The sequence below is a fragment of the Kitasatospora sp. NPDC114501 genome, assembly GCF_055633695.1.
The window spans coordinates 295,367-311,028 of sequence record NZ_JBVKDS010000008.1 but is presented as its reverse complement, the minus strand read 5'-3'; the positions used below and the strand labels follow the sequence as shown (position 1 = coordinate 311,028).

The window sequence follows — 15,662 nt, the reverse complement described above, 5'->3', positions numbered from 1 at the left end:
CACAAATCTGTGGCGGATCACGATATCGTCACTCTCAGAACGATCCGATGGGTCGTCAGACACGCCTTGGTTCAGCGCAGTAGGCGCCTGCTGCCCTCCCGCCGAAGAGCAACCACCCCCCTGGCCTGGCTCACGGCTCCCACTCCCCACGCCACAGCCTCCCGGAGGTTCCCGTGTGCACCCTCAACACCCCCTCGCTCACTCTCACCCGGCAGGCCCTGCGGGACGTCCTGACCCGCGCCGCCTGGGACACCGAGACCATCTTCAACGCCGAACTCGCCCTCGGCGAACTGATCGTCAACGCGTGGCGGCACGCCCACACCGCCTCGCCCGTCGTCTACTTCTCCCTCCGCGACCGCACCCTCCGGGTCTGCGTGGCGGACGAGAGCGACAAGCTCCCCGACGAGCAGGCCCTCAACCTCCTCGCCGAGAGCGGCCGGGGCCTCCAGCTCGTCGCCGGGCTCACCCACCGCTGGGGCGTGGACCCCCAGAAGCGCGGCAAAACCGTCTGGTACGAGCTGGACTCCATCGCGTGACCCGGGAACCGGTCGCTCCCGACGACCCCCGGATGCGGGACTTCACCCCCGCCCACATCACCGCCCTGCTCGGCGAGCTCCACCGGCGCGGCCTCCCCTACGGCCTCCTCTGGGGCTCGGCCTCGGCCGGGGAGTCCACCCTCGACGGGCGCATCCTGGTCGACTTCGGCAACGCGCCCGTGAGCACCCTCCTCAACCTCCTCCACCTGCTCCGGGACCTGGACCGGGACGCGGCGTGGCACCGGTGAACCTCTGAACGCGCGAAGGCCCTCGCCCATCGAAAAGGGGCGAGGGCCTCGCGGTCGTCCGTCGGCTCCGGGTCAGCCGCCGGACGGGCTCCTCGGCACTCCGGCTCCGACACCGACTCCGACACCGGATCCTTCGACCAACTGGCTGGCCGTGTAGCCACCGTCGGCGTCGGGGGTGCCGACGACGGTCACGCTCTGGCCCGGCAGGAGGTCGGCGACCTTGCCCTCCTTGGTGAGCTGCACCTTCGTCGCGTCGCCGGTGGTGACCTTGACGGTGTTGCCGTTGGCATCCGTCAGATACACGGTGGTGCCGTCGACGGCCTTGACGGTGCCCCGGGTGAGACCGGCCTGTCCGGCCTGTCCGCCCTGCCCCTGGCCCCCACGGCGGGAGTTGCCCTGCCCGTAGCCACCGCCCTGAGCAGCCGCAGCCGGCCGGGCGGCGGACTTCCCTCCGGACGTCCCCTGGTCCTTCTGGTACCAGACCCCGCCCGCGAACGCGCTGGTCGCGATCACGCCGCCCGCCAGCCCCAGGCTGAGCCACGGCAGCCTCCGCCGGGGTGGGGCGGCCAGCTCCGCGCTCACGTCGCGGGCGTCCGGCGGGGTGGCGAGGAGCGCGACCTGGTCGGCCTGGTTCATGTCGTGGATCTCCTACTCGTGCCGGAGGGCGTCGATCGGCCGCAGTGAGGCGGCCCGGTTGGCGGGGTAGCTGCCGAAGAACAGCCCGATGGCGACGGCGATGGCGAACGCGCCGAGCACCGATTCGGGGATCACCACCGGCCTGATGCCGACGACGCTGAAGTGCGAGCCGGCGATCCCGGCCGCGACTCCCAGCCCCGCGCCGATCACCGACAGCAGCGTCGACTCGGTGAGGAACTGCCCGAGGATCACCGCGCGCGGGGCGCCGAGCGCCTTGCGGATGCCGATCTCCCTGGTCCGCTCGGTGACCGTCACCAGCATGATGTTGGTGATCCCGATCCCGCCGACCAGCAGCGAGATCGCCGCCACCGCGCCGAGCAGCACGGTGAAGGTCCTGGTCGTGCTCTCCCGGGCGGTGAGCAGCGAGGCCTGGCTGGTGATCCGGAAGTCCGCCTTGGCCGGGTCGGCGATGGCGTGCGTCCCGAGCAGCACGCGGGTGATCTCGGACTGCGCCCGGACGGTGCTGTCCGCGGACGCGGCCTGCACCAGGATCTGGTTGACCGGGCCGAAGCCGGTGAAGGCGTTCTGCACCGTCGGGAGCGGGGCGATCACCACGTCGTCCGGGTCGGTGAAGCCACTGCCGCCCTTGGCCTGGAGCACGCCGACCACGGTGAACGGCGTGCCGCCGAGGACGACCGCCCGGCCGACCGGGTCCTCGGTGTCGAACAGCTGCTTGGCCGTCGTCGCGCCGAGCACCGCGACCTTGCGCGAGGCGAGCACATCGTCGTCCGTGAAGTACTCGCCGTGGGCGACCTTCTGGTTGGCGGTCTCGAAGTACGACGGGTAGGTGCCGACGATCGAACCCGGGTTGTACGAGATGTTCCCGTAGAGCGCCGTCCCGCCGGTCGTGACCACCGGGGCGACGGACCTGATCGCGTCGGCCGAGGAGCCGCTCGCCAGCGCCTTGGCGTCGGCGACCGTGAGCTTCTTCACCGAGGAGGCGGCGCGGGAGCCGCCGCTCGCCGAACCGGAGCTGACCGTCAGCGCGTTGGTGCCGAGCGAGGTGATCGACTCCTTCACCGCCACCGACGAGCCGTTGCCGACCGCCAGCAGCAGGATCACCGAGGCCACGCCGATCAGCACCCCGAGCATGGTGAGCGCCGAGCGCACCTTGTTGGCGGCCAAGCCGCCGACCGCGAAGCGGAGCGTCTGCCAGAGGATCACGCCGGCACCTCCGCCTCGTGGAGGGCGGGCGGCGGGCCTTCCACCGGGGCCTGCCGGAGGTCGCTCACGATCTGCCCGTCCACCAGCCGCAGCACCCGCTTGGCGTGCCGGGCGACCTCGTCCTCGTGGGTGATCAGCACGACCGTGCGGCCGGTGGCGTTGAGCCCGTCGATCAACGCCAGCACCTCCTCCGTCGAGCGGCTGTCGAGGTTGCCGGTCGGCTCGTCGGCGAGCAGCATCGCGGGCGCCGTCACCAGCGCCCGCGCCACCGCGACGCGCTGCTGCTGGCCTCCGGAGAGCTCGTTGGGCTTGTGGCCGGCCCGGTCGGCGAGCCCGACCAGGGACAGCGCGGCCATCGCCCGGCGGCGCCGTTCGGCGGTGCGGACGCCCGCGTAGGCGAGCGGCAGCTCGACCTGGGCGAGGGCGGTGGTGCGGGGGACCAGGTTGAAGGACTGGAAGACGAAGCCGATCCTGCGGTTGCGCACCAGCGCGAGCTGCCGCTCGTCCAGGTGGCCGACGTCGGTGCCGTCCAGCAGGTAGCGGCCGGAGGTCGGGACGTCCAGGCAGCCGAGGATGTTCATCAGGGTGGACTTTCCTGAGCCCGAGCTGCCCATCACGGCGACGTAGTCGCCCTGTTCGACGTCGAGGTCGACACCCAGCGGCTCGCCGCTCGCGGGGTCGGACGGGCCGCGCAGCGCGTGCACGGTGGCGTCGCCGTGCCCGTACGCCTTGGTGAGCCGGCGGATCCGGATCACCGGGAGGGGGTGCGCCGGGACGCGCTTGTCGATGACGTGACGCATGACCGGCCTCAGCCCCTGCCGCCGCGACCGGCCCCGCCACCGCCGGCCGCACCGCCACCGCCGGACCCGCCGCCGCCCGGGAAGACCGAGCCGCCGCCGGAGCCCCGGTTGCCGCCGAGGCCCGGGAAGGAGGCGTTCGGGAAGCCGTTCCCGCCGCTGGTGGTGGGGAGTTCGACCTTGTCGCCCTCCTTCAGCCCGGAGACGACCTGCACCGTGCTGTCGCCCTCGACCCCGACGCCGACGGTGACCCGCTCGGAGGCGCCGTCCGGCCGCACCAGGGTGGCGGTGCGCGAGGCGCCGGTGCCGGACAGGGCGGAGGTGGGCAGCGAGAGCGCGTTGTCGGCCTCGCCGGTGATCACCTGGACGGTGGCGCTCAGGCCGGTGCGCAGCGTGCTGGTGTCGCCGCCGAGCTGGAGCGTGGCCGCGTACTGGACGGCTGCGGAGCCCGCACCGCCGCCATTGCCGCCACTGCCGCTGGGCAGCGAACTGACGGACAGGACGGTGGCGTTGAGCTTGGTGTCCGACTGGGCGTTCAGGGTGACGGTGGCCGCCTCGCCCTTCTTCAGCTTGAGCGAGTCGAGCTCGGAGAAGTTGGCGGTGACCTGCATCCCGGTCGGGTTGGTGAGCACGATGAAGCCGCTCGGGGCGGCCGTCGGACTCGTGGCCGTGCCCGTGGACTTGCCGGTGGAGGAGGAGCCGGAGGCGGTGGCCCCGACGGTGTCGCCGACCTTGCCGGCGATCGAGGCGACGGTGCCGTCCACCGAGGCGGTCAGGGTGGTCCCGGCCAGCGCCGCCCGGGCGTTGGCGAGGTTGGTCTGCGCGGTGGTGACCTGCTGCTGGGCCTGGGCCACGGCCGCGTCGTCGACCTTGGTGGTGGTGATCGTGGTGGTCTGCGGGGCGGGCGTACTGCTCCCGCCCGCCCCGCTCCCGCCCGCCCCGCGAGCGCCACCGGCGCTGCCGGCTCCGGGGGTGGCGGCCCCGGAGCCGGCCCCCGGCAGCGGCTCGGTGGTCGTGGTGGTGACCCCGGCCTGGGCCTTGGCGAGGTTGGCCTCGGCGGTGGTGAGCGCCGCCTCGGCCGCGTCCACCTGCTGCCGGGCCGCCGTGGTGTCGACGGTGGCGAGCACCTGGCCCTTCTTCACGGCGTCCCCGACCGCGACCTTGACCTCGGTGAGCCGGCCGCCGGTGGTGAAGTCCTGGGCCGCGTCGGTCGGTGAGACCAGGGTGCCGGTTCCGGACACGGTGGCCAGGACGGTGCCCTTGGACACCGTCGCGGTACGGGTCGCGGGCCTGGCGGCGGCCGGTCCGGAGCTGCCGCTGACCGTGGCGTACACCAGGGCGGCACCGCCCAGCAGGGCCACGCCGAGCGCGGAGTTGACGAGGACGGCGCCTCGCCGCCGTGGGAGCACCTTCATGCCGGACAGCTTCCCGGTGGGCTCTTGCGGAGTCCTGGGCACCGGCTGGGAGAAGACTGACCGGCCGGATCCGGGCATTCCGGGCGGATGCCCCGTCCTCCGTCGGCGCCTTGGCCGCTCCGTGGCCGGCCGTTGGCCGAACTCCCAGCGGGCTCCCAGTGATCCACAGCCTTCCGGGAGAACGTGCGAGGAGCCGCGGAAGGAGGAGCCACACGGAACGCCGCAGGGGCGCGCCGGAGATCCGACGCGCCCCTGCGGGGCCCCGAGCGAGAGCTCGGAGCAAGGCCAGAGCGAAAGGCCAGAGCAAGAGGTCAGAGCAAGAGCTCAGAACGAGAGGTCAGAACGAGAGGTCAGAACGAGAGGTCAGAGCGACTTGCGGAAGGCCTCCGCCACCGACAGGAAGATCGTGTTGCCCTCGGCCTCGCCGATCGACACCCGCACGCCCTCCGGGAACGGCCGCACGACCACGCCGGCCTCGGCGCACGCGGCGGCGAACTCCTGCGAGCGCTCGCCCAGCCAGAGCCAGACGAAGTTGGCCTGCGAGTCCGGGATCTCCCAGCCCTGGGCGCGCAGCCCGGCCACCACCCGGGTGCGCTCCTCGACCAGCGCCTCCACCCGCACCAGCAGCGCCTCCTCGGCGCGCAGCGAGGCGACGGCGGCGTTCTGGGCGAGCTGGCTCACGCCGAACGGGGTGGCGACCTTGCGCAGCGCGGTGGCCACCGGCTCGTGCGCGATCGCGAAGCCGACCCGCAGGCCCGCCAGGCCGTAGGCCTTGGAGAAGGTGCGCAGCACGCAGACGTTCGGGCGGTCCCGGTAGAGGTCGATGCCGTTGGGCACCTCGGGGTCGCGGATGAACTCGATGTAGGCCTCGTCCACCACGACCAGGACGTCGCCCGGGACGGCGTCCAGGAAGCGCTCCAGCTCGGCGCGGTGGATCACGTTGCCCGTGGGGTTGTTGGGGTTGCAGACGAAGATCAGCCGGGTGTTCGGGGTGATCGCGGCGAGCATCGCGTCCAGGTCGTGGTCGCCGTTCGCCTTGAGCGGCACCGGGACGGGCGTGGCCCCGGCGACCGTGGCGACGATCGGGTACGCCTCGAAGGAGCGCCAGGCGAAGATCACCTCGTCGCCCGGGCCGGCCGTGACGAGCACCAGCGACTGGGCGATGCCGACCGAGCCGGTGCCGGTGGCGATGTGCTCGGCGGGCACCCCGAAGCGCTCGGCGAGCACCGAGGTCAGCTCGGTGACGCCCATGTCGGGGTAACGGTTGAACGAACCGGCCGCGGTGACCGCCGTCTCCAGCACGCCGGGCAGCGGCGGGTAGGGGTTCTCGTTCGAGGACAGCTTGTAGGCGTCGGCGCCGGCCGGCTTGCCGGGCTTGTACGTGGGGATGCCGTCGAGGGTCGGCCGCAGCCGCGGGCCCTGCGCTGACGTACCACTGCTCACGGTCGTACTCCGTTTCCAGTTGCGGAACTCTCCGGTGCGCTCGCCCGCCACGGACGGGTTCGCCTCCGTGCCCGGGACCTCGTGTCGCACCCGGACCACCCCGGTCGGGTGCCTTGCACGATACCGACCGCCCTCACCCGTAGGAGTGAGATGCCCGGCCGGGTTACAGGCGCAGATCAGCCATTCTGCCCGGTTCCTTTGGCACATGTCAGAGGTAAGAGTGCTGGTTTCAGGCGGGTATCGAAGGGGCGCACCCCGGCTCACTCTTGGAGAAACGTATCTCCACGGGCTCCCGATGCGCCGGTCACAGACCCTTGTCAGGAGCCATACGATCGGTCCGCCATGACAGCAGCAGCCAACCAGAGCGGTCGGCGTCCCACCACCTCAAGGCGTCTGGAACGGGCCGGCATCCGGGATGTGGCAGCAGCCGCCGGAGTGTCGATCACCACTGTCTCCGATGCGCTGAACGGAAAGGGCCGCCTGCCCGACGAGACCCGCAGCCGGGTGCGGGAGGTCGCCGAGCGCCTCGGCTACCGCCCCTCCGCGGCCGCCCGCACCCTGCGCACCGGACGGTCCGGCCTGATCGGGCTGACCGTCACGACCTACGGTGAAGAGCCGTTCACCTTCACCGAGTTCGCGTACTTCGCCGAGATGGCCCGGGCCGCCACCAGCGCCGCCCTGGGCCGCGGCTACGCGCTGGTGGTGCTGCCCGCCTCCTCCCGCCACGACGTCTGGGGCAACATCGCCCTGGACGGCACCGTGGTGATCGACCCGCCCGACCAGGACCCCCTGGTGAGCGAGCTGTACCGGTCCGGCGTCCCGGTGGTCAGCGACGGCAAGCCCGGCAACTGCCCGGTCACCGCCTGGGTCGACAACGACCACGAGGCCGCCGTGCTCGGCATCCTCGACCACCTCTCCGAGGCCGGCGCCCGCCGGATCGGCCTGCTCACCGGCACCAGCACCGACACCTACACCCGGCTCTCCACCGAGGCGTACCTCGGCTGGTGCGCCAAGGTCGGGCAGGAGCCAGTGTACGAGACCTACCCCGCGCACGACCCGGCGGCCGGCGCCGTCGCCGCCGACCGGCTGCTCGCCCGCCCCGACCGGCCGGACGCCGTCTACGGACTGTTCGACCCCAACGGCACCGACCTGCTGGCCGCCGCCCGCCGGTACGGCCTGCGGGTGCCGGACGACCTGCTGCTGGTCTGCTGTAGCGAGAGCGACGTCTACGCGGCCACCGAACCGCCGATCACCACGCTCTCGCTCAAGCCGCGCAAGATCGGCACCACGGTGGTCAACCTGCTCATCGACGCGATCGAGGGCGTGGACTCGGGGACGGGCGTCGACATCGCCCGGCTCTTCCCGCCGCGCTTCCGCACCGCCGGCACCGGGCCGCCGCCGGGCACCCTGATGCCGACCGAGCTGATCGTCCGCGCGTCCTCCCAGCGCCGGAGTCCGCGCACCACCGTCAGCCCGCCCCGGGCCCCGGGCGAGGTGTAGACCACTGCGCCCTCCCGGCTCGGGACCGGCCCGCGGGGAGCGGGCCGAGGGCCGTGACGAGCAGGCGACCAGAGCTGACGAGACCGTACCAGCCGGGACAAAACGGACCTTGCGGGACCGCCCGGCTGACGCTCCGGAGGATTGGATACCCACCAGGTGACGACGCCGGGAGAGTGGTCTTCCTATGATGGGCGAATGACACCCGAGGACCGCTTCCCCGGGCCCGAGCACCCCCACTCGGGCCCCCGCCACCAGCCGGACCTCGACGTGCTGCCGTACGGCACCTATTACGAACCCGACCCCGCGACCGGCTACCCCGCCCCGTCCTACGAGGGGGGGACGTACGACGGGGAGACCTACAGCGGCTACGGCGGAGCCCGCTACCTGGAGCAGCACTGGCCCGCCGACGGCCAGGGCCACACCGTGCACGCCCAGGGGGTCGGCCTGGACCAGACCCCGGCCTTCTCGAACCAGGGACAGGGCGGCTACGAGGAGGGCCCGGGATACGAGGACCGTGCCGGGTACGAGGACCGCACCGGGTACGAGGAGCGGCCGAACTACGAGGGCCGGGAGCAGAACGGCTACGACGGCGCGGACCAGGGCGGCTACGACGGCCGGGAACAGAACGGCTACGACGCTCCGGACCAGGGCGGCTACGACGGCCAGGAGCAGAAGGGCTACGAGCCCACCCTGCCCGACCAGCCCTCCCCGGCGCTCCAGCTCGACGGCCGCGACGACCCGCCGACCATCGAGCTCGGCCCGCCGCTGCCCGACCCCGCCGTGCCCACCTACCCGTACCCGGCCCCCGGCCCCGGCGAGCCCCCCGGCCCGGTCTACGTCGTCGGCGACGTGCACGGCTACCTGGAGGAGCTGCGCGCCGCGCTGCACGGCCAGGGCCTGATCGACGCCGAGGGCCACTGGTCGGCCGGCCGCGCCCGGATCTGGTTCCTCGGCGACTTCACCGACCGCGGCCCCGACGGCATCGGCGTCATCGACCTGGTCATGCAGCTGGCCGCCGAGGCCGCCGCGGCCGGCGGCTACTGCCGCGCGCTGATGGGCAACCACGAACTGCTCTTCCTCGGCGCCGCCAGGTACGGCGACGAGCCCGTCCAGTCCACCGCCGGCACCGCCTCCTTCCTCGCCGCCTGGCGGCTCAACGGCGGCCAGCAGAACGACCTGGACCGGCTGGAGGCGCACCACATCAGCTGGCTCTCCCGGCTGCCCGCCATCGCGCTGGAGGACGGCCACCTGCTGCTGCACTCCGACACCACCGCGTACCTGGAGTACGGCGAGTCCATCCCCGACGTCAACGACGCGGTGCACGGACTGCTCGCCGACGGCAGCGTGGACGAGTGGTGGGACTGCTTCCGCCGCTTCACCAAGCGGTTCGCCTTCCGCGGCGACGCCGGCCCGCTGGCCGTCCACGAGCTGCTGGACACCTACGGCGGCAGCCGGATCGTGCACGGGCACAGCCCCATCCCGTACCTCACCGGCGCCGTGCACAACGACGACGGCCAGCCGCCGCACATCCCCGGGCCGTACGTGTACGCGGACGACCTCGCGGTGGCGATGGACGGCGGCGTCACCATGGAGGGACGGCTGCTGGTCGCCCGGCTGCCGATCGACTGAGGCGTCCGCGAACCACCGACCGATCGTCAACCGACCATCGTCATAGAACAGTTGTTCCCGGCGCTCGGGTCGTCGCACGCGCGCGTCCGGGGGCGCGAAATTCCGGAAACCGACTGTCAGCCCGGGCGCGCCCGCCCCTACCATGAGGCACACCACACCCGGCCGCCCGTCCGGCGGCCCGCCTCCGCGCCCGTTTCGGCGTCCTGAGGGCCGCGCGCCCCCGGGGCGGAGCGAACGGGGTCCGCACGAACGGGGTCCCCATGTCCAACCCCCCGCCACTGCTCGCCGAGGACCGCCCGGAGTACGAGCGCCTCCTCACGGAAGCCCTGCGCGACCGCACCGTCCTCACCGCCCTGCGCGCCCCCGGCGCGCTCACCAGCGACCAACTGCGCATCCGCGCGCTGCGCGACGCCGACCGCGTCAACGCCGCGGCCGCCACCGAGTACACCCACTACACCCGGCTGCGCGAGAGCCTGCACAGCACGCCCCCGCCGCCGCCCGGCAGCGAACCCGTCGCCCCCGGGCTGCTCACCCAGCTGCGCTCCGGGAGCGGCGGCGCCGGGCTCTTCCCCGTCCTCACCGTGCTCACCCCGATCCTGGCCTGGGCCGCCGCCCTGTTCCTGCTGCTGATCGGCTACCTGCTGCGCGCCGCCGACCCCGACCCGGCGCTGGCCGGCTCCCTGATCACGGCCGGCTGGGTGGCGCTCGCCGCCGGGGTCGCCGCGATGGCCATCGGCATCATCGGGCTGCTGCTCACCGCCCTGCGCGACGGCCCCGCGAGCGCCCCGGCCGGCACCGACCCGGAGCTCGCCGCCGAACTCGGCGACGCCCACGGCGAGTGGCGCACCGCCCTGCGCGAGCGCGGCCTCGTCCCGTACCTGCTCGACTCGCTGCCGCCGGTGCCCGGCACGGCGGCCCGACCCGACACCACCGGCCAGGACGCCACCGGCCAGGACACCGCCGGGCCCGACACCCCCGGCCCCGACTTCAGCAGCCCCGACTTCAGCAGCCCCGGGTACACCTCGCCCGCGTTCACCAGCCCGGGGCCCGACGGGCTCACCGACCCCGAGGGCCGCACCGCCCGCCCGGCCACCTTCACCCCGCCGGACTTCACCGGGCCCGGGTACACGCCGCCCGACTTCACCGGGCCCGACGAGGTGCGCTGAGCCCGGCGCTCGGGGAGCCGGCGCTCCGGGGCCCGCGGTCCCGGGCCCGCGGTCCCGGGCCGGCGTTCCCCAGGTCGGCGTTCACCCAGCTCGGCGGCCCCTTCCGGGGGACATCCCCACCCCCGGTCCGGGTGCCGCCACCATCGCCCCGAACCGCGCCGTCCGCCAGGCTGGACCCACCAGAGGAGAACGCCCGGGGGAGACCAGCGATGAGCACCGGATCCGTCCGACCGTCCCGCACCGGACCGGCGCTGCCGCCGGTCACCGCCCTGCTGGCGGTCCTGCTGGTGGCCCTGCCGGTGCTGCTCCCCACCGCCGGACCGTCCGGCGCCGCGCCGTTGGGCCGCGCACCCGACCCGCTCCCCTGGTACGAGTCCACCTGGTTCGAGGCCGTCGCCACCCTGCTCTGCCTGACCGGCTTCGCGGGCTACGCGCTGACCGGCGCCCTCCGCCGCCCGCGCAGCCGCCCGCGCCCGGCCGCCCTGCCCCGGGCCGCCCGCTGGGCCGCCCTCGCCGGAACGGCCGCCGGCCTGGGCGCCCTCGGCTACCTGCTCTTCCTGGTGCTCACCGCCGCGATGTCCCCCGGCCCGGTCCTGTTCGGCCGCCCGGTGGTCTGGCTGGCCGTCCAGCTGCTCGCGCTGTTCGCGCTCGGGGCGGCCGCCGTCGCCGCGGCCGGCGCCCGGCGGGAGCGGGCCGCCCTGGCCGCCGCCACCACCGCGGACCGGGTCCGGCTGGGCGTCCTGCTGCTGGCCGGGCTGGTGTTCGTGCCCTGGGGGCTGCTGCTGCCCTGACCCGGAGTGAGGACCGCGGCCGCCGTTCCGGACCACCGGCACCGTCTCAGACCACCGGCACCGTCTCAGACCGCTGCCGCGGCAGGACCCCCAGCCGTGGACGGCCTCTGACCGTACGTCAGCCGCACCGCCACCATCCCGCGCCGTGACCCGGCCGGTCGTCGCACCGGGGAGCCGGACCCGCGTCATACCCGGGTACGACGCCGACCGCCGCCGACGCCGACCGCCGGGCGCACCCCGCTCCCTCGCCCGGGGGAGCGGGTCCGGCCCGGATTCGGCCCGGGTGAGGACGCCCCCGCCGGCGTTCTCCGGGAGGGTCGGTACCGGTGGCGGACGGACGGCGTCCGCCCAGTCGGGAGGCGGAAACCATGGGCGCACGGACGATCGCGGCACGACTGCACGGCACCCCCGTACCGGGTGTGCCCCGCTGGGCGGTCCGGACCGGGTACGCGATCAGCCTGGCCGTCCTGCCCTCCTGCCTCTGGCGGATCGGCGGCTTCATCCTCGACCTGCCACTGCTCGAACACGGCCCGACGCCCCCGGACCGGGCCGCCGGCTCGTTCGACGGCGGCTGGGCGTACATCCTCGCGCTCAGCGTGGTCAGCGAGGGGCTGGCCCTGCTCTGCTTCGGCCTGGTCGCCCGCTGGGGCGAGGTCTGGCCGCGCTGGGTCCCCGTCCTCGGCGGCCGCCCGGTCCCGGTGCTCGCCGCCGTGGTCCCGGCCGGACTGGGCTCGGCGGCGCTGATGGTCTTCCCGTACGCGATGGTGATGTTCTCGTTCGGCCTGACCATCCGGGGCGACCGGGACCTGGGGCTGATCACCCACGGCTGGCAGACCGTCGTGTTCTGGGCCAGCTACCTGCCACTGGCCGCCTGGGGCCCGCTGCTCGCCGCGCTCACCGTGCACTACTACCGTCGGCGCACGGCGAGTTGAGCCGTCGCGGTTCGGAGGCCTCAGATGCCTCAGAGGCGTCAGGTGCCTCGGAAGCCTCGGAACCTCAGAAACCGGTGGGCAGCCGGGGCGTGTACGGGGCCTCCAGGGCCGCCGCCTCGGCGTCGGTGAGACCGAGGCCGAGGGCGGCCGCCGCGTCGTCCAGGTGGTCCGGCCGGGTCGCACCGACGACCGGGGCGGCCACCACCGGGTTGCGCAGCACCCAGGCGAGCGCCACCCGCGCCATCGGGACGCCGCGGGCCTCCGCGACGCGCTGGACGGCGTCCACGATCGGGCGGTCGACGTCCGCGAAGAACCGTCCGGCCACCGGGTCCCCGGCCGAGCGGGTGGTGCCCTGCCCGTACGGCCGGGCCAGCCGGCCCGAGGCCAGCGGGCACCAGACCAGGCTGGCCACGCCCTGGTCGGCGAGGAACGGGAACATCTCCCGCTCCTCCTCCCGCTGCACCAGGCTGTACTGGTGCTGCATCGACACGAACGGCGGGCCGCCCGCCACGGCCGCCGCGTGCCGCAGCTCCGCGAACCGCCAGGCCCACATCGAGGAGACCCCGACGTACCGGACCTTCCCCGCCTCGACCACCTCGCGCAGCGCCGCCACCGTCTCCTCCACCGGCGTCGCCGGGTCGAAGCGGTGCAGTTGGAAGAGGTCGATGTGGTCCGTGCCGAGGCGGGCCAGCGAGCCGTCCACCTGCTCCAGGACCGCCCGCCGGGACAGCCCGGACCGGCCGGCTTCAGGTAGTCCATCGTCCTCCCCCTTCTCCGGGTGCTCCGACCCTCTGCTTCCGCGACTACGCCGGGTACGGCGCGGCGGCCCGCGCGGCCTTCAACGCACCGGCCCACCAGGACAGTTGGTCGAGCAGGACCTTGGCGTAGCCGGGCGCCTGCGGGTCGTCCGGGCGGCCGTCCGACCAGGCGGTGAAGTAGTTCGGGAAGGCCAGGCCGTCCCGGATGGTCACCGCGTGCAGCTCGGTCAGCACGTTCTCCAGGTGCAGCACGGCGTGCCGGCCGCCGGCCGCGCCGCCGTAGCTGACGAAGGCGACCGGCTTGGCCGTCCACTGGGTGAAGTGCCAGTCGATCGCGGCCTTCAGCGAGGCCGGGTAGCTGTGGTTGTACTCCGGAGTGACGACGACGAAGGCGTCGGCGCCCTCCAGGGCCTCGGTCAGCTTCGCCATCCCGGCCGGGCGCGGGTAGTCGTCACCCGCGAACTTCGGTGAGGCGGCGGGAAGTCCGAGCGGCAGCTCGACCTCGGCGAGGTCCACCACCTCGATCTCGAAGCCCCCGTGCGCGGCGGCCTGCTCGGCCACCCACGAGGACACCACCGGACCGAACCGGCCCTCCCGGACGCTGCCGAGGATGATCACCATCTTGTGCGTGTTCGTCTCCATGGCCACCACCCTCCGCCCGCCGCACGGTCCCGACCAGGCCGTGTCCAGGCTGGCCCCCGCAGGGCCACCCTCCGCGCGGTGATCAGCCCTACGCTCGTCACATGGGCACACCACTGGGGGACTTCATCCGCGCGAAGCGGGACAGCATCCAGCCCGAGACGCTGGGCCTGCCCGACCACGGCCGCCGCCGCGCACCCGGCCTGCGCCGCTCCGACCTCGCCGTCCGGGCCGGCATCAGCGTCGAGTACCTGACCAGGCTGGAACAGGGCCGCGACCGCAACCCCTCCACCGCCGTGGTCAACGCCCTCGCCGACGCCCTCGGCCTCGACCCCGCAGAGCGCAACCACCTGCGCTACCTCACCAAGATCACCGGCGGCGCGTGCGCCGGCCGCACCCGGCCAGCGCCGGCCCCGCGCGAACTGCGCCCCACCGTCCGCGAGACGCTGCGCCTGCTCGAACCGGGCATCGCCGCCGTCACCAACCGCCTCGGCGACGTCCTCGCCCACACCAGCGGCTACGCGACCGTGCTCGGCGCCGCCGGACTGCTCGACACCCCGGCGCCCAACCTCACCCGCTACGTCTTCACCGACCCGCGCGCCCGCACGCTCTTCGCCGACTGGGACGACATCGCCGACGAACAGGCCTTCGACATCTGGCTCGGCCCCTCGGTCGAATCCGCCGAGTGGCTCAGCACCGAACTCGCCCAGACCGCCGGCCCCGAGTTCACCCGCCGACTCGGCAACCACCTCGTCCCCCGCCGCGGCCCGCTCCGCCTCCGGCACCCGTCCGGCCCCGAACTGCGGCTGCTGCGCGAGACCCTGGACCTCCCCGACGACGCCCAGCAGCTCCTCGTCCTGCTCCCCGCCGACGAGGAGACGGCCGCCCACCTCGACCGGCTGCTCACCCCGGGGCCGGTCCGGCTGCGCGCGATCTCCTGACGACCGCCTTCGCGACGGGCCGCACCGGTCGCCCCGGCCGCACCGTCACCCCGCCGGCGCCACGCACGGCGGCGCCGCCCCGTCGGCCCGCACCCCGGCGGCGTCCGCGGCCGCCCGGACGAAGGCGCGGACCCGGGCGGTGGTGTTGCCCTCCATCCAGACCGGTCCGCGCTCGATCGGCGGCGCGTCGTGGATCGGCACGTAGGCGACGTCCGGACGCGGGTAGTAGCGGCGGGAGTGCTCGCCGACCGGCAGCACACCGCGGCCCATCGCGACCAGGCTGAGCATCTCGGAGAAGGTGCTGCCGGACGGCCCCTTGGGCACCGGTCGGCCCGACGGGGTGCGGTCGGGGGTGCGGTCGCGCCTGAAGGTCACCGAGGTGACGGCCGGGTACTGCACCACCGGGTGGTCGGCGAGCACCTCGACCGACACCGACGGCTCCACGGCCAGCGGATGCCCGGCGGCCACCGCCAGGACCCGCCGCTCGGTCAGCAGCACCGGCCCGCGGGCCATGCCGTCGAACGGGTAGGAAGCGATCAGCACGTCGATCGAGCCGTCCACCAGGCTGGCCCGGGAGCTGGAGAGCTGCACCTCCCGCACGTCCACCCGGCACTCCGGGTGCCGCTCGCCGAACAGCGCGGCCGCCTTGAGCAGCACCGGCGCCGTCCACTCCCCGAGGAACGCCACCCGCAGCTCCCCGGTGACACCCCGGCTGGCGTCCTCCGCCCGGCGCAGCGCCTCCGCCATCGCCGCCACCACCGGGACCAGGTCGTCGGCCAACTGCCGCCCCACGGCGGTGAGCCCGACCGACCGGCTGGTGCGGTCGAAGAGCGGACCGCCGATCCGGCGCTCCAGCTTCTTCACCACCTGGCTGACCCGCCCGGTGGTCAGGTGCAGCCGCTCGGCGGTCCGGCCGAAGTGCAGCTCCTCGGCGAGCGTGAGGAAGACCTCGGCCTCCAGCCGTTCCAGCATCCCGCCCCACCCCTCGATCGTTGAATCCGGCTCAA

General features: G+C 74.0%; 15 protein-coding genes and 1 pseudogene. 8 read left to right on the top strand and 8 right to left on the bottom strand.

Annotated elements, in window-relative coordinates; genetic code table 11:
* The first annotated feature begins 173 nt into the window (after window positions 1–173).
* Entirely contained in the window at window positions 174–536 is a 363-nt protein-coding gene (locus ACZ7RU_RS17500) for an ATP-binding protein (protein ID WP_470341804.1), read from the top strand.
* A complete protein-coding gene (locus ACZ7RU_RS17495; RefSeq protein WP_470341803.1) occupies window positions 533–784 on the top strand; it encodes a hypothetical protein in 252 nt (83 codons plus the stop codon). The genes ACZ7RU_RS17500 and ACZ7RU_RS17495 overlap by 4 nt, the downstream gene beginning before the upstream one ends.
* A gap of 72 nt (window positions 785–856) precedes the next feature.
* On the opposite strand, the gene ACZ7RU_RS17490 is transcribed toward ACZ7RU_RS17495, so the two are convergent.
* From ACZ7RU_RS17490 to hisC, 5 genes are all read right to left on the bottom strand, one after another.
* The gene (locus tag ACZ7RU_RS17490) at window positions 857–1,420 is read right to left on the bottom strand and encodes a hypothetical protein (RefSeq protein WP_470341802.1); all 564 of its coding nucleotides are present in this window, start codon (window positions 1,418–1,420) and stop codon (window positions 857–859) included.
* 12 nt (window positions 1,421–1,432) lie between these two features.
* Entirely contained in the window at window positions 1,433–2,644 is a 1,212-nt protein-coding gene (locus ACZ7RU_RS17485; RefSeq protein ID WP_470341801.1) for an ABC transporter permease, read from the bottom strand.
* A complete protein-coding gene (locus ACZ7RU_RS17480) occupies window positions 2,641–3,444 on the bottom strand; it encodes an ABC transporter ATP-binding protein (protein ID WP_470341800.1) in 804 nt (267 codons plus the stop codon). Before ACZ7RU_RS17480 ends, ACZ7RU_RS17485 begins: the two co-directional genes overlap by 4 nt.
* 8 nt (window positions 3,445–3,452) lie before the next feature.
* Window positions 3,453–4,856, bottom strand: coding sequence for an efflux RND transporter periplasmic adaptor subunit (locus ACZ7RU_RS17475; protein WP_470341799.1), 1,404 nt, complete (start codon window positions 4,854–4,856; stop codon window positions 3,453–3,455).
* Between the two features lie 363 nt (window positions 4,857–5,219).
* On the bottom strand, window positions 5,220–6,299 hold the full coding sequence (gene hisC, locus ACZ7RU_RS17470; RefSeq protein WP_470341798.1) for a histidinol-phosphate transaminase: 1,080 nt from the start codon (window positions 6,297–6,299) through the stop codon (window positions 5,220–5,222).
* 342 nt (window positions 6,300–6,641) lie between these two features.
* Here hisC and ACZ7RU_RS17465 point away from each other — a divergent pair, with 342 nt between their 5' ends.
* The 5 genes from ACZ7RU_RS17465 to ACZ7RU_RS17445 all read left to right on the top strand — a co-directional run bounded on the left by ACZ7RU_RS17465 (window position 6,642) and on the right by ACZ7RU_RS17445 (window position 12,317).
* On the top strand, window positions 6,642–7,799 hold the full coding sequence (locus tag ACZ7RU_RS17465) for a LacI family DNA-binding transcriptional regulator (protein ID WP_387759635.1): 1,158 nt from the start codon (window positions 6,642–6,644) through the stop codon (window positions 7,797–7,799).
* A gap of 690 nt (window positions 7,800–8,489) precedes the next feature.
* Window positions 8,490–9,428 carry a metallophosphoesterase gene (locus ACZ7RU_RS17460; protein ID WP_470341878.1) on the top strand — a complete coding sequence of 313 codons (939 nt, stop codon included), beginning with the start codon at window positions 8,490–8,492 and terminating at the stop codon, window positions 9,426–9,428.
* Between the two features lie 260 nt (window positions 9,429–9,688).
* Window positions 9,689–10,594: a hypothetical protein gene (locus tag ACZ7RU_RS17455; protein WP_470341797.1), complete on the top strand. Its 906-nt coding sequence runs from the start codon at window positions 9,689–9,691 to the stop codon at window positions 10,592–10,594.
* A 209-nt stretch (window positions 10,595–10,803) separates the two neighbouring features.
* Entirely contained in the window at window positions 10,804–11,385 is a 582-nt protein-coding gene (locus tag ACZ7RU_RS17450; protein ID WP_470341796.1) for a hypothetical protein, read from the top strand.
* 368 nt (window positions 11,386–11,753) lie between these two features.
* Entirely contained in the window at window positions 11,754–12,317 is a 564-nt protein-coding gene (locus ACZ7RU_RS17445; RefSeq protein ID WP_470341795.1) for a hypothetical protein, read from the top strand.
* Between the two features lie 64 nt (window positions 12,318–12,381).
* On the opposite strand, the pseudogene ACZ7RU_RS17440 reads toward ACZ7RU_RS17445, so the two are convergent.
* Both ACZ7RU_RS17440 and ACZ7RU_RS17435 read right to left on the bottom strand, forming a co-directional pair.
* Window positions 12,382–13,050 (bottom strand): annotated as a pseudogene (locus ACZ7RU_RS17440) (aldo/keto reductase); the annotation flags it as partial.
* A gap of 70 nt (window positions 13,051–13,120) precedes the next feature.
* Window positions 13,121–13,717 carry an NADPH-dependent FMN reductase gene (locus ACZ7RU_RS17435; protein ID WP_470341794.1) on the bottom strand — a complete coding sequence of 199 codons (597 nt, stop codon included), beginning with the start codon at window positions 13,715–13,717 and terminating at the stop codon, window positions 13,121–13,123.
* A gap of 101 nt (window positions 13,718–13,818) precedes the next feature.
* Here ACZ7RU_RS17435 and ACZ7RU_RS17430 point away from each other — a divergent pair, with 101 nt between their 5' ends.
* Entirely contained in the window at window positions 13,819–14,655 is an 837-nt protein-coding gene (locus tag ACZ7RU_RS17430) for a helix-turn-helix transcriptional regulator (RefSeq protein WP_470341793.1), read from the top strand.
* A 45-nt stretch (window positions 14,656–14,700) separates the two neighbouring features.
* On the opposite strand, the gene ACZ7RU_RS17425 is transcribed toward ACZ7RU_RS17430, so the two are convergent.
* Window positions 14,701–15,627 carry a LysR family transcriptional regulator gene (locus tag ACZ7RU_RS17425; RefSeq protein WP_470341792.1) on the bottom strand — a complete coding sequence of 309 codons (927 nt, stop codon included), beginning with the start codon at window positions 15,625–15,627 and terminating at the stop codon, window positions 14,701–14,703.
* Window positions 15,628–15,662 lie beyond the last annotated feature (35 nt).